The organism is Kitasatospora sp. NPDC094015 (assembly GCF_040304075.1).
Classification (GTDB): domain Bacteria; phylum Actinomycetota; class Actinomycetes; order Streptomycetales; family Streptomycetaceae; genus Kitasatospora.
In genome coordinates this window covers 93,081-117,733 of record NZ_JBEOUL010000007.1, presented here as the reverse complement: position 1 = coordinate 117,733, position 24,653 = coordinate 93,081, and the positions used below count along the sequence as shown (strand labels likewise).

The following is a 24,653-nucleotide window of genomic DNA, read 5'->3' as shown; positions in this document are numbered from 1 at the left end:
CCTAAGCTACTTTCGTCTGCCTTAGCACCGAGTTCGAGAGGAACAACCTGTTCGATCCGCGGGACCGGGATCAGGAGGAAGACTCTCCGGTGTAGGCCGTTCGCATCAGAATTTGCTTGATCGTTTTCGTGGCCCCGGGAACTGCCACTGCCTGGGTGGAGATCACCTGGGCACCTGTCTCCTCGGCAGCTTTCGCAATGTCCCGTAGGACGGCGTGAACAACCTCATTGGCAATGCCCTGCTGGAACGGGTTGTCCAGCATCAGCAGTCCGGGATACGGGCAGTCGCCGTCCATGTCCTTGGCGAGGAAGAGCAGAGCCCTGCTGTAGGCGAGGAAGAAGAGCACCGTGGCTTCTGCCCCGAGGGCTTGGTGCCAGGGCCGAGTGCCCACGTAGAAGGTCAAGTCGTCGGCGCTGATCGCCACGTTGCCGTCCACCCACACGTCGGCGCGGTGACGGTCGAGGAACTCGTTCATCCTCTCGGCGAACAGGGCGCAGCGGTCGAGTGGTGTCTTGCCGGGGCGGGGTGCGTCATCAGCCTGACGCTGGTGGTGCTCAAGGCGTCGGGCTGCCGCCGCAGTTGCTTCGGTGGCGGCGGCCTTGCGGGCGATCATCTCGTCCAAGGCAGGCAGCGCCGTGAGCTTCTGCTGCAGTCGGGCGATTCGGGCCGCCATCTCTTCGAGTGTCGTCACGAACGGTGCGAGACGGGCGGCCCGCTCGGTGTTCAGCCGGGCTGCGAGTTCGTGGTGGCGGTTCTGGGCCTGCTGACGATCCGTCCTGGCTTGTCCGAGGTCTTGGCGGGTGCGGGTGATGGCCTCTTCGAGGTCTTCGTCCTCGGCGGTCAGTGATCGCTGCTCCAGTTCCCCGCGGCGCTGGCGCTGGTCGTCGGTCACGGGCTGCGTGCAGACGTAGCACGTTCCCTCCGGGTGGTCCCGGTGAATGTCGATCTTCTGTTCGCAAGCGGGGCAGAGCCGTACCGGCAGGCTGCCGAAGACGTCCACCGAGGCAATCAGCCGGTCCATGCGGGAGATCTCGGCCTTGACGGTGTTCTGGGACTGGACGTGAGCTGCGAGGACCTGTTCGAGGTCGGCGATCCTCTCGGCTGTCTGGGCGAGTTCTTGGGTCGCCCGCTCATACTGGCTGGAGAGCGTGGCGTCGTAGCCCGGTGTCGTGCCCTCGGGGCGGCTGGGGGCCAAGAGGAGTTCTATCTCGCCGGTGAGCCGGCGGCGCTGCTCGTGGACGGAGTCGAGTTCGGCTCTGAGGTCGGCCCGGACGGAGTCGACCTGGTGCTGGGTCCGGGCGATGGGGATCTGCAGGTTCTCACACACAGCAGCGACGGCCCGGTCCGTGCTGTCGTGAACTTCCCGCTCAGCCGCTTGCGCTTGGAGGAGGTTGCGCTCTGCTGCCGCGAGGGCGAAATCGTTGTTGTCGTAGCGCGTGGGGGCGAACCCGAGGAGGTAACTGATCACCGCTCGCCGAAGGTACTCCTGCTCTTTGTCCGCGAACCGGATCCAGGAGTCCTCGTTGCGGTGGATGTGGCGCAGCACGCTACGGAAGCTGAGGGGTACGAGCTCGGTGGCGGTCGCAGCACGGATGCCCTTGGGGACGTTGATCCTCGGCCAGCCGAGTACGTACAGGATCCGGTCGGAGAACTCGGCGACGGGGAATTCGTTGCCGTTCACCGTGACCTTGCCCCGGTGTCCGTACTCCAGGTTCCGGCGGATCTCGGTCGGATTCCCGTTGACGGTCAGCTCGGTGATGATCTCGACGTACTCATCGGCGACCGCCGCCTTCAGGGCGTCGGCGGGGCTGTCCGGGTTGCCGAGGCAGTAGTCGATGGCCCTGAGCGTGGTGGTCTTCGAGCTGTTCCTGACGCCCTGGATGATGTTCAGGCCGACCGTGTTGAAGTCGTACCTGTCGATCTCGCCCGAGGTGTGGACCAGGGTAACGGCGCTGACCCGGAGCCCGGGTCGGGAGGGTGCCGTGGGCTCGGTCATGGCCTGATCTCCTGGTGGTAGGCGAGTTCTGCGACCTCAGCGGGGAAGAGTCGGTAGACGAGGTCCTTCAAGTCGGTGCCGGACCAGTCCGCGAGGTTGCCGCGCATGGCATGGCAACGCATGACTATGGGGCGGAACTCGTCCATCGCCGCCAAGGTGGCGGCGGCCTGCTTCCCCTTGGCCGTCAGGCGGACCCGTTCCGGTTTATGGCTCGTGGTGACGGTGATGAGTTCGCGGGCTGCGAGGAACGCCAGGAACTGCCGGTAGCGGGGATCCCAGGGGCCGAAGCGGTAACGGATCATCGGCGCCTCGACCTCCTCCGGCATGGACGCACGGAAAGCCGTTTCGTGGTGGACCTCGTCCGCGAGTGCTCGGTGTGCGCGTTCCAGGAAGATGGGGTAGCGGAGGAAGAAGTCGAGCTTGGCGAGCTTGGTGCGGCCGGCGATGTGCGGTCCGGGCTGGCTACCGCATTCGGCGAGTAGGAGGAGCAGCCGAGAGGCGTGGAAGTCGGGCGAGTCGTCCGGGTCCCAGGGCCGATGGAGCGGCGGGATGGCGCTCCTGCCGATTCTATGAGGCATCGGCGTACCGGTTCTGGCAGCGGGCGGTGATGTCCGCGAGGACCGCGTGAGCTCGGGCGAGGGTTACCGCCCCGCTGCTCACCGCCGGGAGGTTCTCGACCCGGGCGAGGGTTTCGAAGTATGCGTCCGATCCTGCAGGAATTCGTCCGGCCCGGCGCTCGGCCATGACCCGGGTGCAGACTGCGAACACCTCATCAGCAAAAACTTCCATCTGCTCACGTGCCGAACTGACGCTGGCCCGCTGAGCCCTGCGGTACCTGAAGACCTTCTCCTTATGAGCCTCTGCCTCCTCGGCCGACACCCCAGCGACCGCGAGCTTGTCCGCGAGTTTCGTCAACGGAGCGGTGGTGCCGTCCTGCTGTCTGCCCGTGGACTGCGTGATGGCCAGCAAAAGCATTTCGCGAAAATCCATGGCCGATACGGCACAGGGCTGCGGGGCCATCGCGCTGCGGGCGATGCGCATCAGGAGCCGCACCATGATGTCCTCGACCTCGGTGCTCAGCGGTGCCTGTCCGAGGTGACTGCCCACGATGGGGCCGAGCCGCCGTATCGCTCGGTCTTCCACCTCCTCGATGGTCCTGCCCTCCACCAGGACCTCAAGGCGGTCTACGCACCAGCCGATGTCCCGCTCGTTCGGCAGGACGACGCCACGAAGTCGCTTGACGATGTCCTCCCGGATGTCCTGCGGGACAGGACCCCGTGGCTTGCCGCGTTCGGTCACGAACACGTGGAAGTTGGCGTGCGGGCTCTCGTTGATGATGAAGGTGAAGCGGGCGTTGTCGGAAAGGGGTTTGCCGAGGAACAGCTTTCCCAAGTAGCTGCTCTCCGGCTTCTTGTCTATGTCAGCTGCGCACACGCTGGCGACGCTGTGGCGCTTGCCAGCTTCTTCGATGGTCTTCACCTGGCGGTAGACCGGCGCGTCTCCGTCGACGCAGACGATGTCTTCCAAGTCTTCCCAGGAGACTTGCGTCCACATGCCTTCATGCATGTCAAGGCAGTCGAGGAGGGTAACCGCGTCCTGGTACGCGAAGCCGCGCCGGCTCCGGCGCCCGCCGTCAGCTGGCGCCGAAGACATTCGTACTCCGCCATACTGCAGGAGGCCACGTCGAGACAGCCATTGGCTGCGCTGGCCGACGACGCACCAACACCACCCCTTAGATGATCCGTTGAGGATCGGCCAAGTAGACCATCGGGCGACAGAACGTGGCAACGGTTGTGACGGGCACCCGTTGCCAATCCTTCACAAATGCCTGCCTCCGCAATGACAGCTCTCCAACCCATGCGCATATGAGGCTGGCTGAGAAGTTGGTGAACAAGAACGGTGCTCCCGGGGTTTAGCGGAGGCGTGGTCCTTGCTGGTCTTGGTGCTGGATCTGCTGCGGACGTGGCTGGAGCGGCTGCCGCTGCTCAGCCGGGCGCTGGGTCGGGGCCTGGCGCTGGTCGGCGGGCTCGACTCGGCGGTTCGGCGCAGGCCGGGCGGTGCGGGTGGTGGGCTGTCCGCCGCGCTGCTGGAGCTGGTCGCGGTGGGCTTGGCGCTCGGCTTGGCGGCCGGCTCGGCGTCGTTCGGCGAGGGTCGGCTGGCGACGCTCCTCGGTCTGCTGCTGCTCGGGCTGGGTGGCCTCGGTGGTGAGTTGGCGGCGTTCGGCGAGGGCCGTGCTGACGTGTTCGGCGATGTACTGCTGGGCCAGGGCTGCATCGTCCAGGCGCGGTCGGCCGGCGAGCCAGGTGGCGCCGGTCCGGGCGGCGACGGTACGCAGGATCTCGGCCTGATCGGCCTCGGACAGCGTGCGGTAGACGTCGGCGGCGAGTCGGTGGAGGGCCTGCTGGTCGCTGTCCGCGGTGGCCGCCGCCGGGGTGTTCAGGGTGGTGGCGATGCGGCGGGCGGCGATGGCGGCTTCGGTGGCCGTCCAGTAGGCGTGGTGGCCGGTTCGGCCTTCCTCGATGTAGGGGCCGGCGGGCTGGGCGGCGTTGTCGTTGGTGACGCGGTACTGGTCGCGGTAGGCGGCGACGACGGCGAGTTGCTGCTGCCACTCGGTACGCAGGACGGGGTCGGCGGGGGCTTCGCCGAGGCTCCGGGCGACTCTCCGCGGTGCGCTCGGCGAGGACCGAGACGCGGTTGGCGATCAGCGCGGTGCTCTCGGTCAGGTAGTCGTGGTGGCGCGGGTTGGCCGCGGTGGAGGGCGGTACCGGGTTGATCCACGCGGGCAGGTCGGCGCGGCCGGAGGCGGCGCGGGTGTGGGCGAGGGCCTGCTGCTGGGCGTGCTGGAGGAGTTCGGGCAGGGCGGTGCGGCCGGTCGCCTCGGAGAGGGCGGCCTCCGCGGTGGTGCCGGTGTTCTCGATGGCCTTGAGGGTCCAGGCGAGGGTGCGCCACAGCTCCGCTTCGGCGCGATCGTTCTGCTGGGCGGAGACGGTCGGGGCGTCGGCGGCGAGGTGGCGGCCGATGCGCCAGGCCAGAACCTGGCTGAGGCTGTCGGCGCCGTTGAGCGGGCGGCTCTCGGCGACCTGGCGCAGCAGTACGGCGGGTTCGTGGCCGGCGGTCTCGGCACGACGCAGGGCGGCGGTAAGGGCGAGCCAGGTGCTCTCGCCCAGCGCGCGGGCGGCGTGCTGGGTGCCGAGGACATCGGCGGCGAGGGCCTGGCGGCGGAGGGCTTCGGGGGCCTGCTGGTGGTGTTCGGGGATGCCGTCGGCGGCCAGGGTGGTGCGGGCTGCGCGGGTCAGGGCGGTGACCGGGTCGCTCGCGCCGGTGGTCTGGTTCGCGGCGGTGGTGAGCAGGGTGGTGGTGTCGCGGTCGGTGCGCTCGGCGGCGGCCAGGGCGCCTGCGAGATGGGGCCACTGCGGGTGGGCGGTGACCTTGTCGGTGGTGGTGTTGAGCGCGGTGGCGGCGGTGGCGGCGTAGTGGTTGAGGGTGTCGGTGGCCACGTGCGGGTGCGCGTCCGGGGCCTGGGCGGCGGCGGGCGCGATGTGCAGGGCGGCCGGCTGCTCGGTGGCGCTCTCGGGGTCGAAGCGGTGGGCGGGCTGCCCGGTGAGCTGCGCGACCAGGGTGGCGTAGCGGGTGGTGTCGGCGGTGGTGGGTGCGTTGAGGTGGGCGGGTGCGGGGCGGTCGTCGGTGATGGTGTTCAGGCGCCAGGCGAGGGCCTGGGCTGGGGAGTCGGCGGTGGTCAGGTCGCCGCGCCAGGTGGCGGCGGCGAGCAGTCGTTCGGGCTGCCAGCCGGAGGCTTCGGCATCGCGGAGGGCGCGGGTGACGGCGGTCATCGCGTCGTCGCTGGTGATCTGCTCGGCGAGGGCGGGGCCGAACAGGCGGTGGATCAGCTGGTGGTAGTAGGGGGCGGTGAGGGTCTCGACGGCGTGCTGGTGGCGGGGCGCCAGGGTGGCCAGGGAGACGGCGTCCTCCTGGGCGCCTCGGATGGTCTCGGTGGCGGAGAGCTGGGCACCCTCGCGGCCCAGGACGCGCTCCAGCACCTCGCGGGCGGCGAAGGAGTCGGGGTCATTCTTGGGCTTGTCGAGCTGCTCGTCGGTGTCGAACGGGAGGAGGTCGTGGGTGGCGGTGTAGAGGGTGGTGGTGTGGCGGGCGCGGGTGAGCTGGACGTACAGCTCCTCGCGGGTGGTGTCGTCGGTGACCAGGGGGTGGGCGGTGTCGACGGTGCCGCCCTGGGAGCGGTGGACGGTGGAGGCGTAGAGCAGCTGGACGTCGGCGGCGACGTACTCGGCGGGCAGGGTGAGGCGTCCGCGGTGCCCAAGGTGGCGGACCTTCAGGGAGCCGTCCTGGTGGCGCTTGAGAATTTCCCAGGCGTCGCCGTTCTTGACGAAGTCGCAGCCCCGGTTGGTGGTGATCTTGCGGTTGTTCTCGCGGGTGACGATCCAGTCGCCGCGGCCCGCGCGGTTGCCGTCGCGCAGCAGGACGCCGTCGGCCTCGACCTGGCCGGCGGCCACGCGGTCCTCGCGGGCGCGGGCGGACAGGGCGGTGACGTCGGCGCCGGTGCGGGTGCTGATCAGGGTGGTGCGGCCGACGAGCATGTCGGCCTTCCAGCCCTCGTACGCGGCTTCGACCATGGCGGTGCGCGAGCCGCTGACGACCCGCTGGTTGGCGAAGTAGAAGTCCAGTGCGGCGGTGTCGCCGGTGCGGATCTTGAGGGTGGCGGCGGCCTCGTGCTTGTCGGTGAAGCGGTGGAGGGTGGTGAGTTCGACGGCGCCGGCTTCGGCGGCGATCAGCCGCAGCGCGCCGCCCGCTTCGACGCTGCTGAGCTGGCGGTAGTCGCCGAGCAGGCGCACGCTCGCGCCGCGGTCGGCGGCGATGCGGACGAGGTTGTCCAGGTTGAGGGTGCCGGCCATGCCGGCCTCGTCCACCAGGACGACGTCGCCCGGGTTCAACTTGAAGCCCGCGCGGTTCTCGGGCACGTTCTGGCCATTGCGCAGAGCGCCCATGTGCTTGCCGCCGGTGTACTCCCAGAGGAACTTGTGGAGATTCTCGGCGGGCTGCTTGAGGTCGCGGGCGAGGACGGCGGCGGAGGCCGCGGAGGTGGCGAGCGGGACGACGCGCTGGCCGGCCTGGTTGGCGACGTGGACGTATGCCTGCATCGCGGTGGTCTTGCCGGAGCCGGCCGGGCCGAGGCCGAGGGAGACCAGCCGGGTGTCGGTGGCGAAGGCGGTGACGAGGGCGCGCTGGCCCTCGTCCAGAGGGCGGTTGCGGGCCTCGAAACCGTCGATCGCGGTGCCGACGAAGGCCCGGTTGAGTCCCTGGTTGGCGGGGGTGAGGGCGGCGTCGACCAGGCGGCGCTCGGCGTCCAGGATGGCGGTGCTGGTGTAGCGGTCGGAGGCGTGCCGGACGAACACGCTGTCGCCGTTGGCGCGGCGCAGCTCCTCCGGCTCGTCCAGCAGCGCGGGGGCGTCGACGCGGACGCTGTGGGCCGGGGAGACGGCCTCGGTGACGATCGCCTCGACCAGCTGCCGGTGCTCGGCGGCGTCGGTGGTGGGGTGCTCGGAGCGGGCCAGGCGCTCGGCGTGGGCGCGCAGGTTCCACACCGTCCACACCGCCCGCTCCTCGCCGACGGCAGTGATCACGGCGGCGGCCAGGGCGGGGATCTCGACCGGCTTCGCCTCCTCCCGCTGGGCGCTAGCCGGGGTGCTTCCGGGCGCGGGGACGGCCGCCATCACGCGCCCGACAATGTCCTGGCCGTGGGCGGTGGTGACGGTGCTGGTCCAGTCGGCGCGCATCTCCTCCAGAGATCGGGCGGCCTTCTTGCCCTCGCGGGTGTCGAGGTTGGCCTGGCGGGCGAGCTGGCGGGTCATGCCGCGGGAGGGGTCGTGCCCGTGCTCGCGCCGGTACTCACGCAGCAGCTGCTCGTAGCGGGCCTCGATCTCGGTCCGGCGGGAGGAGAAATGCGTGATCGCCTCGACCGGGACGCCGACGATCTCGCGCACCGGCTGGCGCTTGGTGACGGAGTCCTCGCGGGCCTCGAAGGTCACGCCGAGCCGGGCGGTCAGCTCGGTCTCGAACCGCGAGTTGTAGAACTCGGAGGCGGCGACGGTCATCGCCAGCAGGCCGCGGGCGTCCAGCGAACGCCACTTCCCGTCGACGCCCTGGATCTTGTTGGCGACGACGACGTGGGTGTGCAGGTTGGGGTCGCCGGCCCGGGAGTCGAAGTGGTCGAAGGCGACGGCGATCAGGCCCTTGGTGTCGATCTGGGCCTGGCCGGTGCTGCCGGTGCGGGTGTGCGCGGCGTTCTGCTCCAGCAGCTCCAGCGCGGCGTCGCGGGCGGCGGCGCGGACCTCCAGGCGCTCGTCCAGCGCCCACAGCACCGCAGCACTCTTCACCGGGGCGAAGACCAGGTCGAACCCGGCGACGGCGGCCCGCTGGCGGCGGGACTCCTCGTGCTGGACCTTCTTGATCTCGGCGCTGGTGGGGGTGCGCCGGGTCTCCTTCTCGATGACGGCCAGGCGCCGCTCGACGCGCTCGGCGAACGGGTCCAGAGGCTCGTACTCGGGGTACTTGCGGCCGAGGGTGGCGGCCTTGATCGCGGCGGCCTGGACGGCCTTGAGCTGATCGTCGTCCATGTCGGCGCGCACGTTGGCGGCCAGGTGCTCGTCGATGATGCGCTGGGCGTCCGGGTGCTGCCCGAGGCCGAACAGGTGCTTCATCTGCTGCTCGGTCACGGTGGTCCCGTCGAGTCCGAGCAGGGGGCGCCGCGGCCGAGCCAGACGCCCGCCGGGTTGCCCTTCTGGGTGTAGTACTCCTCGGCGGACTGACCCCGCTGACGCTGTACGTCGCCGCCCGCGACCTGGCGCGTCAGGTAGGTGTAGCCGTTGCCGGCAGTGAGCTTGTGGATGGTCATCAACGCGACCACCCCCAGCTTTCCGAAACCTGGATGAGGGTAAGCACAGCAGCTATTCGAGCCGCCGATTCACCTGCCTCATCAAATGCCATGTGAGCACTTTAGCCCCGCGCAGCGGACCATGCTCAGAATATCTGCAAGAGGTGTCTGGATATCTTCGAGCGGAGCGGATGGTGATGCCGAGCAGCCTCGACTCGTCACCTCTGACCTGCAGAGTCGATGGACTCGCGGCGACGAAGGGACGGTTTCCTGTCATTCATGTCTCGATATTTATCGTTGCTCCTCAGGGATTTTCAGTCGTGAAGACAAGGGGTTTCCGAGCTGGGTTTTTGTAGCTAGAGTCACGGCCAGAAAGGGCCGCTCGCTCTCCTGATCAAAGTTGCTCCCGGCTGCTGCGGAGCAACGGAACCGATCCCCATCGACTCCCTGGGATGCCGCCCCCCTGTGATGACCCGTGAACCTCGTACTGGTCACGCCGACGCGCCACTCGCGCAACTGCTCCGCTCGCGCCCTGGCTACGTGCCGCCGACCGTCGGCGAGCGGGTGGTCGTCGTCGCAGACTTGCTGACACCCAGCTGCCATCCGCGCGCCGTGATGAACCTGATCCGGTTCGTTCGTGACTGGCAGCCGGACCGGGTGGTTGTCATGAGCACCAGCCAACCCAGTTCGACTCGTAAGGGCTCCGAGTGCACCACGCGTGCCCTCGCCCAGCTACGCGCCGTCTACTCAGGAGACGTCGTCATCCAGGCCGGGGCCGGAGCAGGCGGAGACTGCCACATAGCCGGCCCCTGTCCATGCTGGCCCGCAGTCATCTCCGACCTGGGCCTTGCCGTCGTCGCCGGAATCCAACCGGTCGAACCGGGCTGGCTGAGCCTCACCGCGACCGGCCCCGGCCCCAGTCGCTATCCGGGCGCGCTCGCCATCCTGCTCGCTCGCGGGTTCGGACGCTCCGTCATCTGCAGCGGAACCAGCGGCCTCGCACTGATCGGAGAGATCCCGGCCGACGACCCGACGGCTGACACGCTCTGGGGCTTCGAGATCGGAACGCTTCGGCGCACTGCAACGTCGACAGCTTCGTCCTTCCGCCCAGCGATGGGCTTCGGAGTGGTCGACTCCACGGCCGGCGTCGCCGAGCCCATCGCCGTACCGATCTCGCGCAGTGGGGCGTTCACGTTCGACGGAGTCACCTACGCCGCATAGCGGTCGACCTACGCAGCGGCGCAGGGCGCCTCCGGCGAGCCGAACAGGAAGGGCATGCCCCCGGCTTACGCGGTTCCATCCACCGGAGATCAGACCGCAGAGCGGAGACTGCCGCGCGGCCAATGGCCGAGCCAGAACGCTGCCGTGGACGGCTCGGGTTGGTCCTCCGTCGAGCCGTCGTGGGGCAGCAGTTCGGTGGGAGCGATGTAACCCTCTCCCGGGGCCAGCCGGATGCGGAAGACCCGCAGCGGCTGTCGACCGGCGACGTAGGCCCGCAGGTCGTCGGTGTGCGGGTAGCGGCCGGCGGGGTCGGCGTAGAGGGTGCGGCAGATGGTGCGGATGTCGACGTCGGCGAGCAGGAGGTAACGGGTTCCGGGGCCGAGGTTGAAGCAGAGGCGCCGTCGGCCGGTGTGCTTGGACTCGTAGTCCAGGCGGTCCCAGTTGTCGACGTGCAGTCCGATGCGGCGGCCGTCCTGATAGTTGGGAGTGGTGGTCAGGGCCTTGGCGGGGCTGGCGGCCTGGCCGAGATGGACGGCGTCCGGATCTCCGAGCGGGTTAGCCAAGGCTGCCAAGCTCGCAGGCACCGGGCCGTCGGGGAGCTTGACCAGCTCGACCAACGTGTCGTCGGCGGTCCGGGCGCTGGGCTTGAGCCGTGCGGCCAGGTCGGCCGTCAGCGGTTGCCAGGGGCCGGCCGGAAGGACGGCCCCTGGCTCGTACTCCGGCTCACTGCCGGCGATGCGGACTTCGGTGGTCTCGCAGCGGGCGATGAGGGCGGCGGGGTCGGTGTGGGCGATGGCGAGGTTCACTCCGGGCTCCTCCCGGTTCGGGTCATCGGCGCTGGTTCATGGTGTTGCCGAAGGTCACGTCCAGCTCCGCGATCAGGGCTTCGGCGAGCTCGGACTGCTGGGCCCGGTCGATGACCACCTTGGCGAGGTGGGCGACACCCCGCAGCGAGGTCAGGTCGTTGCCGCGCAGGTCCAGGCCCTGGTACTTGCCTCGCCCGAAGTCGGCCATCCGCAGCGTGCACGCATCCAGGACCGCCCCGGTCAGGTCGCAGCCGGTGAACGATGCTTCGGTGAGCACGCACTTGGAGAACACGACCGGTCCGATGGCCCGGACCTGCTCGAAGCTCGCGTAGTCGAGCTTGCAGTTCTCGAAGAGCACATTGTCCAGAGCCACGCCGGTGAGGCCGGCACCCATGATCTTGCAGTTGCGGAAGACGACGCGGGACAGCTTGCTGTCGGCGATGCGGGCGGTGGCCAGGTCGCAGGTGTCGAACTCAACGGAGTCCAGGCGGACCTTGTCGATCTGGACGCGATCGGCCCGCAGCCCCCTGACGCGGCCGGTGATGAGGCTGATGTCGGCCAGGTCCAGGTCTCGCAGGTCGGCGTCGCCGTACTGGAAGTCCTGGACGATGCCCCGGGCGGAGTCCAGGGAGGTGACGTTGGACAGGTAGAGGCCGGGCTCGTCCAGGGCGGGCGGAGTGACGGTGACGCGGCCGAAGGTGATGCTGTCCACGGGTGGGGCTCCGCTCTGCCGGGCCGGGCCCACACCGCGCAGTGCGGGCCCGGGTGCTCAGGTGGTGCTACTTGCTGGTCTTGTTGTCCCAGGTGGGCCGGTTGTCGAACGACGAGCCGACGTTGTCCCACGTCGGTCGGTTGTCGAACTTGGCGACCGTGACCGGGTGACCAGACGTCAGGTCGGCCACCACGGGGGAATCGGTAACGGCCAACAGCTCGAGGATGGTCATGCTGGTTGCTCCTCTCGGACGGTATCGGACAGTGCGGTGACGAGGGCCTGCCTGGACACGCGGCAGTAGTTGGTTTCGGTGGTGTCCAGGCTCCCGTTCTCGAAGTAGCGATTGCCGGCTTGGGCTCCTCGGCAGAAGCCGAAGAACTCGCACCGGGCCTCGCACTCGTCCAGGCCGGTCAGGAACTCACGCACGTACCGCAGGTGGTGCGCGCGGTCCAGCATGGAGCCGATGGTCAGCTCCAGGACGTTGCCGGCCCGGAAGTCGTTGTATGCCGGGTCGCTGATGCCCGCCAGCTCGGGCGAGAGCAGGACCACGTCCCCAGCGGCGGAGACGGTCGGGATCGGGTCGATCAGCGCGTCGTCCCACGCAGCCAGACCCGTTGCACGGGCGGACCGCAGATAGCTGCCGAGCCGGTCGACCTCGCGAACGGTCAGCTCGCGGTGTCGCCTCGACCAGGCGATGGTGCGACGCCAGAACTCGCGGGCCTGTTCGACGGTGGGCACCGCCCGGCCAGTGTCGACGCCCTCGGTCTCTTCCATGTTCAGCCCGACGCTGTGGCAGCCCAGGCCCGCGATGAAGTCCAGCAACCCTTCCGGGTCGAGGATGCTCTCCGCGCTGACGACTGCGATCACGGAGAACCGGACCTCGTGCTCTCGAAGGCAACGAATGCCCTTCATGATCCGGTCGAAGGCCGGGCGGCCGGCCCAGTCGACGCGCTGGCGGTTGAGGGTGGCCGGGCCGTCGATGCTCACCCCGATCCGGAACCCGTACTCGGTCAGGAAGTCGCACCAGGCCGGGTTGATCAGCACCGCGTTGGTCTGCACCGAGTGCTCGACCAAGCCAGCCTTCCGAAGCGGCTCGAACGGGGCCAGCAGTTCGGCCAACCGCCGCCGCCCCACGGCCAGCGGCTCGCCCGCGTGCCACAGGACCTCGATGGGCGAGGAGGTCGCGGTGTCGGCGAACTCGGCGATCGAGCGGGCCACCGCCTCGGCGACCGCCACCGGCATTGGTGTGCGCCGGCCTCGGTCGGGCAGGTAGCAGTAGGTGCAGTTGAGGTTGCAGAAGCCGTCGGGCTGCACGACCACCGTGTTCGGACGGCGGGCGATGCGGCGCCGGTAGCGGACCAGGTTCTGCATCGTGCTGGCTCCTCGCGCGGTCAGAGGGATTCGGTACCCGGGTCGGTGTCCGGCGCGCTGGCTGAAGCGCGCGACTGGTACTGAGGCGGTTGGTGCTCGACCAGGTAGCCGAGCAGACCGAGCACGACGAGGTGACCGGACAGCACCAGGGCCTTCATGGCGTCGCCCAGCAGCTCGCGGTCGGGGCCGCGGTGCTGGGCGCTCATGCCACAGCCCCCAGTTCGGCGTGGACGGTCTTGCCGTTCGGCAGTTGGTCAGCGCCCCAATGGCCGCCAGTGAGGTGGTGGATCAGAGCGATGCCCCGGCCGCCCTCGTCCTGCCCATCGGCCTCGACCATGACCGGCAGGACGCGGCAGCCGTCGGTGACACGGATCTGGACCGCCTGCTCGGTGAGCCGTTCGATCTCGACTCGCATCCGCAGTCGGCACCCGGTCTTGGCCGCGTTGGTCGCCAGCTCCGAGACGATCACCTGGGCGTCCTCGACGAGGTGGTCCAGGCCCCAGAGCGCCAGCTGGACGCGCACCAGCCGACGAGCGGCGGACACGGACTCGGACCGGTAGGGCAACTCCAGGCCGACCGACTCGGTACCGCTGGCGGCTGGGGTCTCGGCGGCCGTCGGCTCGACTCCCGAAGGCATGCCTGCGGTGAAGGCCATGGCGGAACTCCTGGTGGGTGCGGTTGAGGGTTGGCCGGGTGCCCGGCCTGGAACGCAGGACGGGTCTGGCAGCAGATGCCGTCCCCGAGAGGAGGACGGCTTTGCGTAACCAGTGAACGACCGTCAGCTACCGGCTGGTGAGGCAAAGTACGAGTGCCTCTGGTCCGCGCTCGACCGGAAAACTTGACCGCCTCATTACCCGACCCCCTGCACAGCACGTCACGCCACAGCTACGTTGACCGCATGGTGGCCAACGCCGCACTCCGCCTCCGGATAGCCGAACGCCGCATGACGAAGGCAGAGTTAGCCCGCGAAGTGAACGCCGAGGTCAAGACCCTCACCGGGAAGCTCGGCACGGTATCAGAGCGCACGGTCCACAACTGGCTGACTGGTCAAACCCGTTGGCCTCCGGCGAAGATCCGCCTTGCGCTCACGGCAGTGTTCGACTGCCCGTCCGAGGAACTGGGCTTCGTCCCCACAGGACGAGCCCAAAGCAGCGCAACGGAGGAAGACGTGAAGCGACGCGACTTCATAGCAGCCGCCGGAGGCACCACCGTGGCCGCGCTCACGGGCGCCGCGGCCGGACCACGTCGGATCGGGATCAGCGACGTCCAACACTTGCAGGCCCGCTTCGCCGAGGTCGTTGCCAGCGACCACCGCCACGGCGGTCGCCTCAGCATCGAGACCCGGGCCGGCCAGCTGGCCGACGAAGCCCTCGCCCTCCAGGAGCGCAGCACTGCCACGCAGCGGATCAGGGCTCAGCTGTACGCCAGCGCGGCCTCCTTCATGTCGAGCGCGATGTGGGCCGCCATCGACGGCCGTCGCTTCGCCGCTGCTCTCCAGTACCACCAGAAGGCTGCCTCCCTGGCCGCCATGTCCGGTGACTCGTCCATCCAGTTCCGTATCTGGTCCCACGCCGGCAGCCTCTACCGCCATCTCGGCCGGCCCGGTGACGCGCTCGCGGCCAACGACGTGGCCCGCAACCTGCCCATCGCCCGGCGAGACCCGCTGTTCGCCTCCCTCGGACACGCCCGCCACGCGGCCATCCACGGTCTGACCGGAGACACCAATGCGGTGCGACGCTCCCTCGGGCACGCCCAGGAGGCCCTTGACCGAGCCGACTCCGGCGTCTCCCGCCCGCTCTGGATAACAGCCTTCTACGACCAGGCCGAACTCGGCTCCCTGGCCCTGGCCGCCTATCTCTCGGCCGGAAGTTGGGAGGAAGCTGAAGCTCACGCGCACCGCTGCATGGCGCTTCGCCGGGGCGCCATGCAGCGCTCACACGCGATCACCACGGTCCGCCTCGCCCATGCCCAGCTCGGCCGGGGCGACCTCGAACCCGCCGTCGCCACCGCCATGTCGGTCCCGGCGGAGGTCTCCGCCCACCCCCGCGTCACCGGCATGCTGAACGCCTTCGACACCAAACTGGGCGACCTGGCCGATGGCAGCAACCTGGCCCGCACCTGGGCCGAGTACGCACACAACAGCAGGAGGACCACCGCGTGACGATCGAGCTCCGCCACCACATCGACCTCACCCCGCAGGCCCGCCAGGACCTGCTGGACGTCTACGCCGACGTACGGGCGCCCCTGCTGCACCTGGCCAACTACCGCGTCCAGACCTTCGCCGAGCGCCTCGACCGGCACGCCACCGAACACGGCTTCGAACTCGTCCTCGGCTACGACGGCGATGTGCCGATCGGCTACGCCTACGGCAACACCGCCGACGCCGGCGACCGGTACTGGAAGCGCATGGCCGAACCCCTGCCCGACGGCTTCACCAACGTCCCCGTACTGGTCATCAAGGAGATCGGCGTCCGCACCCCCTGGCGCGGCACCGACACCGCTCGCCGCATCCACGACGAACTCCTCGCCCACCGCGCCGAGGATCGCGTCACCCTGATGGTCAACCCGCTCGCCGGGGACGGCAAGGTCCAGGCCCTGTACGAGTCCTGGGGCTACGAAGCCATCAACAGCCAGCAGCCGTCCCCTGACTCGCCCCGCCTCACTGCCATGATCCGCCCTCGCTGACGCGCCCGAATCGGCGGGCCCGAGCCATTACCTACTCGACCTCGGGAAAGCTGCCCCTGTTGTCGTGCGCGACGGCTACCGTTGAATGACTGTCCGTCAACGATCGGTTTCTAAAGGTGACTTCAAAGCCACGCCGTAGCTACGGTAGCGGTACCATCGCCGGACTCCTCACCCTGGCCCGCGGCGCGTGCTACTGGCCGGACTGCGGTGAGCCGACCGTCCGGATGGTCGATGGTGAGCCCGTTCAGAACCTCCAGATCGCCCACATTCGAGCCTTCGAGGAGAACGGTCCGCGGTTCGACCCGACCTGGTCGGTGGACGAGCGCAACCAGTTCTCCAACCTGATCCTGCTGTGCACCCCGCACCACAAGGTGATCGATGGCCCGCGCAGTGCCGAGTTCTCGGTCAAGCTGTTGATCCGTTGGAAGAGCGCCAGGGAGGCCGACGGCCTCGACGCGCTGGAGGGCCTGGGTGATCTCACCAAGGCCGACCTCGGCGAGATGATCGCCGAGGCCCAGACCGAACTTCTCGACCGCCTCGGACCGGCCCTGGACGAGTTCGCCAAGACCGCACCGGACCTCGCGTCCCTGCTGCGGCTCGTCACCAACGAGCTCGCAGACCCGCGGGTGCACGGCTTCGGCATCTCGGAAGACGCACTGTGGGCCTTGAACGACTCCGCGCAGTCCCTCTCCCATCTCCAAGACAGCGCAAATATCTTGGCCCAGGCTGTGACCGGCTTGCAGAATCTAGAAGGCCAAGCCAAGGCACTGCAGGCAGCCGCCGCCGAAGCCCGCAGCGCGGCGAACGCACTCAGCGACGCCCGATACGGCGGATAGCAAGAACGGGCACCACGCGCGCACCCGCCGCCAATGCACACAGCTCGGGCACTGCGTCCCGCTGAGCGGTCATGGCGGGGCCGGAATCGCTCTGGCCCCGCCGTCGGCAGCAGTGCGGTAGGACAAACCCACAACTCTCAGTCGAACGTGTCGGCCTCCTCCGCCTGGGCGGCAGGAAGCCCGCCACCCAAATGCGGAGTCGATCCGCTCCGAGTGACCGCGTCCCTGAGCCGGGCAGCCAAGTCCTCCGGGACCTCGACCCGAGCTTGGAGAGCCGGTGCGGGCTTGACCACCAGCCTGATTCCGCTGTCCAGCAGAAGCTGCCGACGCCCTGCGGTGTCCCGGGCCTGCCAAGCCGTCGCGTACGTTTCGTCGGAGTCCTCCAGCACCCACTGCGCCGGCCGCTGCGGCAGGGCTTCGAGCTCCTCTCGCCGGTGGAGCAGCGCCCGCATGCGTTCCTTCCACTCGTCCTCGTCCTCGCGACCGACGATCAGGCCTTCGTCCTTCTCCTCGCGAAGGCCCTTGATCGCCCGCTTGACCGCGGCCAGATCCTCCGAGTGGTCCTCCCCCGGGATGTACCGACGCACTGGAACGTGCTTGTCGCCGACCTTCGCGATGAAGGTCTCCTCAATCAGGTCCTCCAGTTGCTGGGAGGGCTGAGACGTTCCGCAGTTCGCCCTCCCCTTCGCGCTCCCGCTCGGGCAGTGGTAGTAGCTGTAGACATTCCCGCTCGACTTCTTCGGAGCGTTCTTCTGATAGAGCGGCCCGTTGCACGCGTCACAGAATGCGACACCGAGCAGCGCGGACGTGGAAAAGGTCCGAGTCTTCTTCGTGGATCTGGCCGCGAGCGCGGGCTCCAGCCTGGCCCACAGCTCTCGGTCGAAGACCGGTCCGGCGATCCTGATCGGCAGCCCGTCGGCGCCTCGGGTCTCCTTGCCACGGTGGAGTTTGTACCCTCGCAGCGACGGGGTCCTGAGCAGGTCGGCGACGACGCTGGTCGCCCACTCGATCCCGTCGACGCTCTTCCCCTTCGAGGTCTCGGTCTTTCCCTGGGCCCTCAGATGGCGTACCAGGTTCGTCGGCTCGTTGCGGCGATTCAGTTCCCCTGCGATTTCACGGAACGACCATCCGGCGATGTACCACTCGGCCATCTCGCGCGCCACCCCCACGGTGTGTGGCTCCAGACTGAGCGTCTTTCCGCCTTCCGGGTGATCCACCACCTCATAGCCGTAGGGCGCGTATCCGCCCGGCCAGCGCACCGTCTTCCGCAGGAATCGGTGGGCCCCGAGAACTCGGTCCCTCGTCCGCTTGAGTTCCATCTCCGCGAAGAGCGAGGCGAGCATCAGGAAGACCTTGCTCATCATCGCCGACATCGAGTCCTTGCCCTCGTCCCGGAAGTTCAGGACGATGCCGTCGTACGAGAAGACGAGGATCTTGCGGTTGGCCTCCGCTCAGTGCGCCACGTCCGCGCAGTCCTTCGCCGAGCGGAAGACGCGGTCCACCTTCGAGAAGATCATCGCGTCCCACAGGCTTGCCTTCTCCCCCAGCCACGGGCCGAGGTCGGGGCGGTCGAACGGACGGACCTCGGCAGACACGTCCAGGTCCTGGAAGTAGCCGACGACCTCCCAGCCCGACCGGTCGGCGTAGCGTTGGCCGGCTTCCTTCTGCACCAGGTTAGGAGACCTTCTCGGCCCCCTTGACCACGCTGACGCGTGCACCGACGACGGCTCTGAGCATGTTCGGATCCTCGCAGGTCAGACCCGGTTTCGCGTGTTGGGAAACTTCTGTCTCCCGCGACCGGGACCTGTTCCAGCTGGTCGACGACGGCCGGGAGATCACCGTGCTCTAACCCCTCAAGGGGGTCGGCAGCCTGCAGATCACCGACAACGCGCTGCTGCGGGAGACGTACGGCGTGGACGGCGCCTCGTAAGCGGACCTGACCGCCCTGCGGGGGGACGCCAGCGACGGGCTGCCCGGGGTCAAGGGGATCGGCGAGAAGACCGCGGCCCAGCTCCTGCAGGCGTACGGGGACCTGGCCGGGATCCGGGCCGCCGCGCTGGACCCGACCTCCAAGCTGACCCCGGCCCGCCGGCGCAACCTGGTCGAGGGCGCGCCCTACCTGGACGTCGCCCCCACGGTCGTCCGGGTCGCCGCCGACTGCCCGCTCCCCGCGTTCGACCCCGCGCTCCCCACCGAACCGCTCGACCCGATGACCCTGGAAGACCTCTCCACCCGCTGGAACCTGGGCAGCTCCCTGGACCGCGTCCTCACCGCCCTGCAGCGTTCCTGATTTTCAGGGGCGCGGGGAACTGCGCACGGCGGGAGGGCAGACGTCGCACTCTTCCGACCTCGCGCAGTTCCTCGCGCCCCTGAGGGCACCAGGGCGGTTACTCAGCAGCCCCCCTGGCGGAGCCGTCACCCCACCGAGGAGTACGCGATGATGCCTCGGCGGAGGGAGTCGACGGCCTTGCGGGCGGTGGTGCGGAGGGTGGCGTCCTCGCCGGCCGCGTCCTGGATCTGGCCGAGGACGTCGATCAGCTGCTTGGTCCAGCGGACGAAGTCGCCGGCCGGCATGTCGGCGTCCCGCAGGACCGAGTCGAGGTTGTGGCCGAGCGACCAGCGGTAGGCGGCCCAGGCGAAGCCGAGATCGGGCTCGCGCTGGCCGACGCCCTCGGCGGTGGAGATGCGGTGCTGCTCCTCCAGCGCGTCCAGGTGCCCCCAGATCCGGACCATCTTGCCGAGCGCGTCCTTGGCCGCCCCCTCGGGCACCCGGGGAGCGGTCGCGTCGTCCGACTGCCGCGACTCGTAGACCAGCGCCGAGGCGCAGGCCGCGAGTTCCGCGGCGGCGAGGTCGGACCAGACGCCTTCGCGGATGCACTCGGAGGCCAGCAGGTCGAGCTCGCCGTACAGCCGGCCGAGCCGCTTGCCGTCGTCGGTGACGGTGTCGGCGCGCAGGTAGCCGAGGTCGGTGAGCAGGCCGCAGACCCGGTCGAAGGTGCGGGCGATGGTGTGGGTGCGCGAGCGCATCCGCCGTTCCAGCAGCTCGGTGTCGCGGTGCAGGCGGTGGTAGCGCTCGGCCCAGCGGGCGTGGTCCTCGCGCTCGTCGCAGCCGTGGCACGGGTGCTGCCGCAGCTCGGCGCGCAGCCGTCCGATCACGTCGTCGTCGGCCGCGGCCGCCCGCCCCTTGCGGTAGCGCTCGGGCTCCAGGTGGCCGGCCTTGGTCCGCAGGGCGGAGGCCAGGTCGCGGCGGGACTGCGGGCTGCGCGGGTTGAAGGACTTCGGGATCTTGACCCGCTCCAGCGCCTGCACCGGGTACGGGAAGTCGATCATCGCGAGCCGCTTGACCTGCCGCTCGGCGGTGAGCACCACCGGGCGGGGCCCGTCCTGGTAGTCGGGGTGGCGGCTGGTCCGCGGCGAGCGGCTGACCGGCGGCAGGCCCGGGTCGAGGACCAGGGCGAGACCGGCGAACTTGCCGGTCGGGACGTGGATGACGTCCCCCGGCTTGAGGTGTTCGATCGACTCCACGGCCGCGGCCCGGCGCTGGCTGGTGCCTTCGCGGGCGAGCTCGTTCTCCCGGTCCTTGAGCGCCCGGCGCAGCCCCATGTACTCGTCGAAGTCGCCGAGGTGGCAGGTCATCGACTCGCGGTAGCCGTCCAGCCCCTCCTCGTTGCGCTGGACCTGGCGGGCGATGCCGACCACCGAGCGGTCCGCCTGGAACTGCGCGAAGGAGGTCTCCAGCAGCTCCCGGGAGCGGTGCCGGCCGAACTGGCCGACCAGGTTGACGGCCATGTTGTAGGACGGCCGGAAGGAGGACCGCAGCGGGTAGGTGCGGGTGCCGGCGAGGCCCGCCAGCGCCTCCGGGTCGAGGCCGCGCTGCCAGAGCACCACCGCGTGGCCCTCGACGTCGATGCCGCGGCGCCCGGCCCGGCCGGTGAGCTGGGTGTACTCGCCGGGGGTGATGTCGGCGTGGGTCTCGCCGTTCCACTTGACCAGCTTCTCCATGACCACCGAGCGGGCGGGCATGTTGATGCCGAGGGCCAGGGTCTCGGTCGCGAAGACCGCCTTGACCAGGCCCTTGACGAAGAGCTCCTCGACGACCTCCTTGAACCTCGGCAGCATGCCGGCGTGGTGGGCGGCGATGCCGCGCTCCAGGCCGTCCAGCCACTCGAAGTAGCCGAGCACGTGCAGGTCCTCGTCGGGGATGTCGGCGCAGCGCTGCTCGACGATCTCGCGGACCACGGCCCGGTCGGCCTCGCGGTTGAGCCGCAGGCCGGAGGTGAGGCACTGCTGGACGGCGGCCTCGCAGCCGGCCCGGCTGAAGATGAAGGTGATCGCGGGCAGCAGCCCCTCGGCGTCGAGGCGCTCGATCACGTCGACCCGGCCGGGCGTCCAGATCCGGGTGGGGCGGCCGGTGGGCATGGAGCGGCCGCGGCCCTTGGCGAACCTGTCCCGGCCGCCGCGGTCCTGCTCGGAGCGGGCCAGCCGGACCAGCTCCGGGTTGACCGCCTTGGCCGGGTTGCGCGGGGCGTCCTTGGGGCGTCCGTCGCGGTCCGGGCTGGCGAACAGGTCGTACATCCGGTTGCCGGCCATCACGTGCTGCCAGAGCGGCACCGGGCGGTGCTCGGAGACGATCACCTTGGTGCCGCCGCGCACGGTGTCCAGCCAGTCGCCGAACTCCTCGGCGTTGGAGACGGTGGCGGACAGCGAGACCAGGGCGACGGACTCGGGGAGGTGGATGATCACCTCTTCCCAGACCGCGCCGCGGAAGCGGTCGGCGAGGTAGTGGACCTCGTCCATCACCACGTAGCCGAGGCCGTCCAGGGCCCGGGAGCCGGCGTAGAGCATGTTGCGCAGCACCTCGGTGGTCATGACCACCACGGGCGCGTCGCCGTTGACCGAGTTGTCGCCGGTCAGCAGGCCGACCTTGTCGGCGCCGTAGCGCTTGACCAGGTCGCCGAACTTCTGGTTCGACAGGGCCTTGATCGGCGTGGTGTAGAAGCACTTGCGGCCGCCGGCCAGGGCCATATGGACGGCGAACTCGCCCACGATGGTCTTGCCCGAGCCGGTCGGGGCCGCGACCAGCACCCCTTCACCGGCCTCCACGGCCTCGCAGGCCTCCAGCTGGAAGGGGTCGAGCGGGAAGTCGTAGAGCTGCTGGAACCCGTAGAGCGCGGTGGCCTGCTCCTCGGCCCGGCGGCGCGCGGCCCGGTAGGCCTCGGAGGGGCTGAGCTGGTCCTGATCCGTGAGCTGCTGGTCACTGCGGCCCGGCATGGCGCTGTTCATCGGCGTCACCTTTTCTTCCCGCGGGCGGACGGCCCCGAGGGGCGAGACGGGGGCGCAGACGGCGACGCCTGCGGCTGCGGAGCCGCGGCGATGGGGGCCGTCGGGGCGCAGCGGACGTGGTGGGTGGTGTGGTGATCGAGCATCTCAGCCAGAGATTACCCGCCGGGACTGACATCGATAGCACCGTTTTTCGGGGGTGTGGGGGCATGGCGGGCCTTGGTGGGTTTTTAGCGGTTTGTCGACAGGAATTCGGCCAGCCCGATGGCAACCTGACGCAATCGAGCCTGTGCAGTGCGTCACAGGGCTGGTCCACTGTCCCGGTACGAGGTTCCAGGCACAGGACTCCCACCGCCGCCCCCGCGACCACTCCCAGAGAGGCAAGCCGCATGCTGGCCAACCGCCACCGGCTCCCGCACCGCCTGATCTCCGCCCTGATCGCCACCGCCGCCGTCGCCGTGCTCGGCCTGACCGGCAGCGCCACGGCCGGGGCCGCCGAGCTGAACGGCTATACGGACAACGGTGAGTTCTCGCTGTACAGCGGCCCGGGTACGACGGCCATGGTGCTCGACCTCTACACGTCCAAGGACAACCTGGGCTACCTCAGCTGGCCGCTGTACGGCGGGAACCCGAACGACCGCAACGAGTCGTACTGGAACAACGACAGCTTCACCTGGCACGTCTACACCGACGCGAACCGCGGCGGGCGGCACGGCTGGGTCAATCCCGGCGTGATCTCGGACGCCTCCAGCACCTTCCGGCACCAGGTCTCCTCCGCGTACTACACCGGCTGATCCGCCGCTCGCGGTGCCGCCCGGCCGGGTGCCGGGCGGCACTCGCGTTCCGCCGCGCCGGCCCCTGTCCGGCGAGCCCGACCACCACCGACCCCCGGAGCCCGATGTGCCGAGCCGGCCGCAGACCAGCCGCGCCGCCCTGCCCGCCCTCCCCGTCTTCCCCGCGCTGCTCGCCACCGCGGCCGCCCTGCTGCTGGCGGGGTGCGGGAGCGGTGGCGACGGCGGTGAGCCCGCGGTGGCGGCCGTGCCGACGCCGCCGAACGCCGCCACGCTGCGGTTGCCGCTCCAGGACTACATCCCGGACGCCGAGCAGCTGAACCGGCTGGACCGCGCCCAACGGATCCTCACCGACCAGTGCATGCACCGGTACGGCTTCGCCTTCCTGGTGCCCGAACTCCCGCAGAGCCCGTCCGGCGAAGGGGAGAACGCCCGGCGCTACGGCCTCTACGACCCGCAGGCGGCGGCCGCCTCGGGGTACAGCACGCACGAGGAGGACCGGCCGCAGAAGCCGCCGATGCCCTCGCTGGAGCCGGCCGCGTCGCTGGTGCTGGGCGGCACCGGGCGGGTGGACGCCAGGACGATGCCCAAGAACCAGCAGGAGGCCGAACGGTCGGGCGCCGGGGACGGCGAGGTGAACGGGCTGAAGGTGCCGATCGGCGGCTGCCGCCGGGAGGCGTACCTGCGGCTGTGGGCCCCGACGGCGGCCGCCGGCGACCCGATGAAGGTGCAGGAGCTGGACGCCGACGCCTACGACCGGTCGCGGCAGGACAGCCGGGTGGTCAAGGCCACCGAGCAGTGGAGCGCCTGCATGGCCGAGCAGGGCTATCACGCCCGCAACCCGGTCAGCCCGCAAGCCGAACTGGGCCTGGCGCCGGACCAGTTCGCCGGGCCGGCCGGGATCGCGGCGGCCGTGGCGGACGTCGGGTGCAAGCGCCGGACCAACCTGGTGGGCATCTGGTACGCGGTCGAGTCGGCGTACCAGCGGAACCTGATGGACCGCAACGCCGAGCTGCTGCAGGCCGCCCGGCGCGGGGAGGAGGAGTCGCTGAAGCTGGCGGCCGGGCTGGTGGCGCAGGGATGAGGCGGAGCCCGGAGCCGGCGGCCGGTCCGCCCGTCGCTCCGGTCGTCGGTCCGGTCTCAATCAGATCCGGAGTTTCAAAAGTCTTCATACGGCCGGATATCACCGCTAGGTGACCACGGAACGGGCAGCTCCGGTCAGTTCCGATCATCCCGCCGGGCCGGACCCCCCGCTTCCTACAGTCGGACCACTCACCCCGCCACCGCGGCGCGGGATTCACCGGCAGGAGGATTCGCGATGGCGACTCTGGAGACCGCGCTCAAGGATGCCATGACCATCGAGGGCGCCATCGGCATCGCCCTGGTCGACTACGGCAGCGGCATGGCACTCGGCACCCTCGGCGACAACACCGAGCTCGACCTCAACGTGGCCGCGGCCGGCAACACGGACGTGGTCCGGGCCAAGATGCGCACGATGGAGATGCTCAACCTGCACGACAACGAGATCGAGGACATGCTGATCACCCTGAGCAGCCAGTACCACCTGATCCGCCCGCTCACCGTGCAGTCCGGCCGGGGCCTGTTCCTCTACCTGGCGCTCAGCCGCAGCCGCGCCAACCTCGCGATGGCCCGGCACCAGCTGAAGCGGATCGAAGCCTCGCTCGAGGTCTGAACGGCAGCCACCCGACGGGCATCGGAGAGGGGAGGCCCGGATGCCGGTGCCGCTGCACCAGGCCAAGGCCGAGCTGTTCCGGATGCTCGGCCACCCGATCCGGATCCGGGTGCTGGAGCTCCTGCAGGCCGGGCCGACACCGGTCCGCGAGCTGCTCGCCGAGCTGGAGATCGAGCCGTCCAGCCTCTCCCAGCAGCTGGCGCAGCTGCGCCGGTCCGGACTGGTGACCGCCACCCGGGAGGGGTCGACCGTGGTGTACGCGCTGGCCGGCGCCGATGTCGCCGACCTGCTCCGGGCGGCGCGGCGGATCCTCACCGAGCTGCTGGCCGACCAGGGGATGCTGCTGGCCGAGCTGCGGGCGGCCGACTGACCGGGG

General features: G+C 69.7%; 21 protein-coding genes and 2 pseudogenes. 9 read left to right on the top strand and 14 right to left on the bottom strand.

Translation table 11 applies throughout. The features are described from left to right. Positions 1 to 70: 70 nt before the first annotated feature. From ABT014_RS11575 to mobF, 5 genes and pseudogenes are all read right to left on the bottom strand, one after another. The gene (locus ABT014_RS11575) at positions 71 to 1,996 is read right to left on the bottom strand and encodes a hypothetical protein (protein WP_350638495.1); all 1,926 of its coding nucleotides are present in this window, start codon (positions 1,994 to 1,996) and stop codon (positions 71 to 73) included. Next, complete coding sequence (locus ABT014_RS11570) at positions 1,993 to 2,574, bottom strand: hypothetical protein (RefSeq protein WP_350638494.1); 582 nt, start codon at positions 2,572 to 2,574, stop codon at positions 1,993 to 1,995. Before ABT014_RS11570 ends, ABT014_RS11575 begins: the two co-directional genes overlap by 4 nt. Continuing rightward, positions 2,564 to 3,649, bottom strand: a complete 1,086-nt coding sequence (locus tag ABT014_RS11565) for a dsDNA nuclease domain-containing protein (RefSeq protein WP_350638493.1) — start codon at positions 3,647 to 3,649, stop codon at positions 2,564 to 2,566. Before ABT014_RS11565 ends, ABT014_RS11570 begins: the two co-directional genes overlap by 11 nt. 332 nt (positions 3,650 to 3,981) lie before the next feature. Continuing rightward, positions 3,982 to 7,722: an AAA family ATPase gene (locus ABT014_RS11560; RefSeq protein ID WP_350638658.1), complete on the bottom strand. Its 3,741-nt coding sequence runs from the start codon at positions 7,720 to 7,722 to the stop codon at positions 3,982 to 3,984. 93 nt (positions 7,723 to 7,815) lie between these two features. Beyond that, positions 7,816 to 8,903 (bottom strand): annotated as a pseudogene (gene mobF, locus ABT014_RS11555) (MobF family relaxase); the annotation flags it as partial. 519 nt (positions 8,904 to 9,422) lie between these two features. On the opposite strand from mobF, the gene ABT014_RS11550 reads away from it, so the two are divergent. Continuing rightward, a complete protein-coding gene (locus ABT014_RS11550) occupies positions 9,423 to 10,103 on the top strand; it encodes a hypothetical protein (protein WP_350638492.1) in 681 nt (226 codons plus the stop codon). A gap of 89 nt (positions 10,104 to 10,192) precedes the next feature. On the opposite strand, the gene ABT014_RS11545 is transcribed toward ABT014_RS11550, so the two are convergent. From ABT014_RS11545 to ABT014_RS11520, 6 genes are all read right to left on the bottom strand, one after another. Then, a complete protein-coding gene (locus tag ABT014_RS11545; RefSeq protein WP_350638491.1) occupies positions 10,193 to 10,909 on the bottom strand; it encodes a hypothetical protein in 717 nt (238 codons plus the stop codon). A 22-nt stretch (positions 10,910 to 10,931) separates the two neighbouring features. Further along, positions 10,932 to 11,621, bottom strand: a complete 690-nt coding sequence (locus ABT014_RS11540; protein WP_350638490.1) for a pentapeptide repeat-containing protein — start codon at positions 11,619 to 11,621, stop codon at positions 10,932 to 10,934. A gap of 67 nt (positions 11,622 to 11,688) precedes the next feature. Then, positions 11,689 to 11,853 carry a multiple cyclophane-containing RiPP AmcA gene (gene amcA / locus ABT014_RS11535; protein WP_280721532.1) on the bottom strand — a complete coding sequence of 55 codons (165 nt, stop codon included), beginning with the start codon at positions 11,851 to 11,853 and terminating at the stop codon, positions 11,689 to 11,691. Continuing rightward, positions 11,850 to 12,992, bottom strand: coding sequence for a cyclophane-forming radical SAM peptide maturase AmcB (gene amcB / locus ABT014_RS11530; protein ID WP_350638489.1), 1,143 nt, complete (start codon positions 12,990 to 12,992; stop codon positions 11,850 to 11,852). The genes amcA and amcB overlap by 4 nt, the downstream gene beginning before the upstream one ends. Positions 12,993 to 13,012: 20 nt before the next feature. Then, positions 13,013 to 13,198, bottom strand: coding sequence for a hypothetical protein (locus tag ABT014_RS11525; RefSeq protein WP_350638488.1), 186 nt, complete (start codon positions 13,196 to 13,198; stop codon positions 13,013 to 13,015). Next, on the bottom strand, positions 13,195 to 13,647 hold the full coding sequence (locus ABT014_RS11520) for an ATP-binding protein (RefSeq protein WP_350638487.1): 453 nt from the start codon (positions 13,645 to 13,647) through the stop codon (positions 13,195 to 13,197). Before ABT014_RS11520 ends, ABT014_RS11525 begins: the two co-directional genes overlap by 4 nt. 243 nt (positions 13,648 to 13,890) lie before the next feature. Here ABT014_RS11520 and ABT014_RS11515 point away from each other — a divergent pair, with 243 nt between their 5' ends. The 3 genes from ABT014_RS11515 to ABT014_RS11505 all read left to right on the top strand — a co-directional run bounded on the left by ABT014_RS11515 (position 13,891) and on the right by ABT014_RS11505 (position 16,513). Next, the gene (locus tag ABT014_RS11515; RefSeq protein WP_350638486.1) at positions 13,891 to 15,153 is read left to right on the top strand and encodes a helix-turn-helix domain-containing protein; all 1,263 of its coding nucleotides are present in this window, start codon (positions 13,891 to 13,893) and stop codon (positions 15,151 to 15,153) included. Continuing rightward, on the top strand, positions 15,150 to 15,677 hold the full coding sequence (locus ABT014_RS11510) for a GNAT family N-acetyltransferase (protein WP_502894944.1): 528 nt from the start codon (positions 15,150 to 15,152) through the stop codon (positions 15,675 to 15,677). Before ABT014_RS11515 ends, ABT014_RS11510 begins: the two co-directional genes overlap by 4 nt. Before the next feature lie 116 nt (positions 15,678 to 15,793). Continuing rightward, entirely contained in the window at positions 15,794 to 16,513 is a 720-nt protein-coding gene (locus ABT014_RS11505) for a hypothetical protein (protein ID WP_350638485.1), read from the top strand. 137 nt (positions 16,514 to 16,650) lie between these two features. On the opposite strand, the gene ABT014_RS11500 is transcribed toward ABT014_RS11505, so the two are convergent. Both ABT014_RS11500 and ABT014_RS11495 read right to left on the bottom strand, forming a co-directional pair. Then, entirely contained in the window at positions 16,651 to 17,877 is a 1,227-nt protein-coding gene (locus ABT014_RS11500; protein ID WP_350638484.1) for a recombinase family protein, read from the bottom strand. Positions 17,878 to 17,964: 87 nt separating this feature from the next. Then, positions 17,965 to 18,183: a recombinase family protein gene (locus tag ABT014_RS11495; RefSeq protein WP_350638483.1), complete on the bottom strand. Its 219-nt coding sequence runs from the start codon at positions 18,181 to 18,183 to the stop codon at positions 17,965 to 17,967. Between the two features lie 116 nt (positions 18,184 to 18,299). On the opposite strand from ABT014_RS11495, the pseudogene ABT014_RS11490 reads away from it, so the two are divergent. Next, a pseudogene (locus ABT014_RS11490) lies at positions 18,300 to 18,803 on the top strand (5'-3' exonuclease); the annotation flags it as partial. Between the two features lie 125 nt (positions 18,804 to 18,928). On the opposite strand, the gene ABT014_RS11485 reads toward ABT014_RS11490, so the two are convergent. Then, positions 18,929 to 21,796, bottom strand: coding sequence for a DEAD/DEAH box helicase (locus ABT014_RS11485; RefSeq protein ID WP_350638482.1), 2,868 nt, complete (start codon positions 21,794 to 21,796; stop codon positions 18,929 to 18,931). Between the two features lie 386 nt (positions 21,797 to 22,182). On the opposite strand from ABT014_RS11485, the gene ABT014_RS11480 reads away from it, so the two are divergent. The 4 genes from ABT014_RS11480 (at position 22,183) to ABT014_RS11465 (ending at position 24,647) form a co-directional block, all read left to right on the top strand. Next, complete coding sequence (locus ABT014_RS11480; protein ID WP_350638481.1) at positions 22,183 to 22,587, top strand: peptidase inhibitor family I36 protein; 405 nt, start codon at positions 22,183 to 22,185, stop codon at positions 22,585 to 22,587. 106 nt (positions 22,588 to 22,693) lie between these two features. Further along, positions 22,694 to 23,668, top strand: a complete 975-nt coding sequence (locus ABT014_RS11475; protein WP_350638480.1) for a hypothetical protein — start codon at positions 22,694 to 22,696, stop codon at positions 23,666 to 23,668. 234 nt (positions 23,669 to 23,902) lie between these two features. Beyond that, complete coding sequence (locus tag ABT014_RS11470; RefSeq protein ID WP_350638479.1) at positions 23,903 to 24,277, top strand: hypothetical protein; 375 nt, start codon at positions 23,903 to 23,905, stop codon at positions 24,275 to 24,277. A gap of 40 nt (positions 24,278 to 24,317) precedes the next feature. Then, complete coding sequence (locus tag ABT014_RS11465; protein WP_350638478.1) at positions 24,318 to 24,647, top strand: ArsR/SmtB family transcription factor; 330 nt, start codon at positions 24,318 to 24,320, stop codon at positions 24,645 to 24,647. The last annotated feature ends 6 nt before the right edge of the window (positions 24,648 to 24,653 follow it).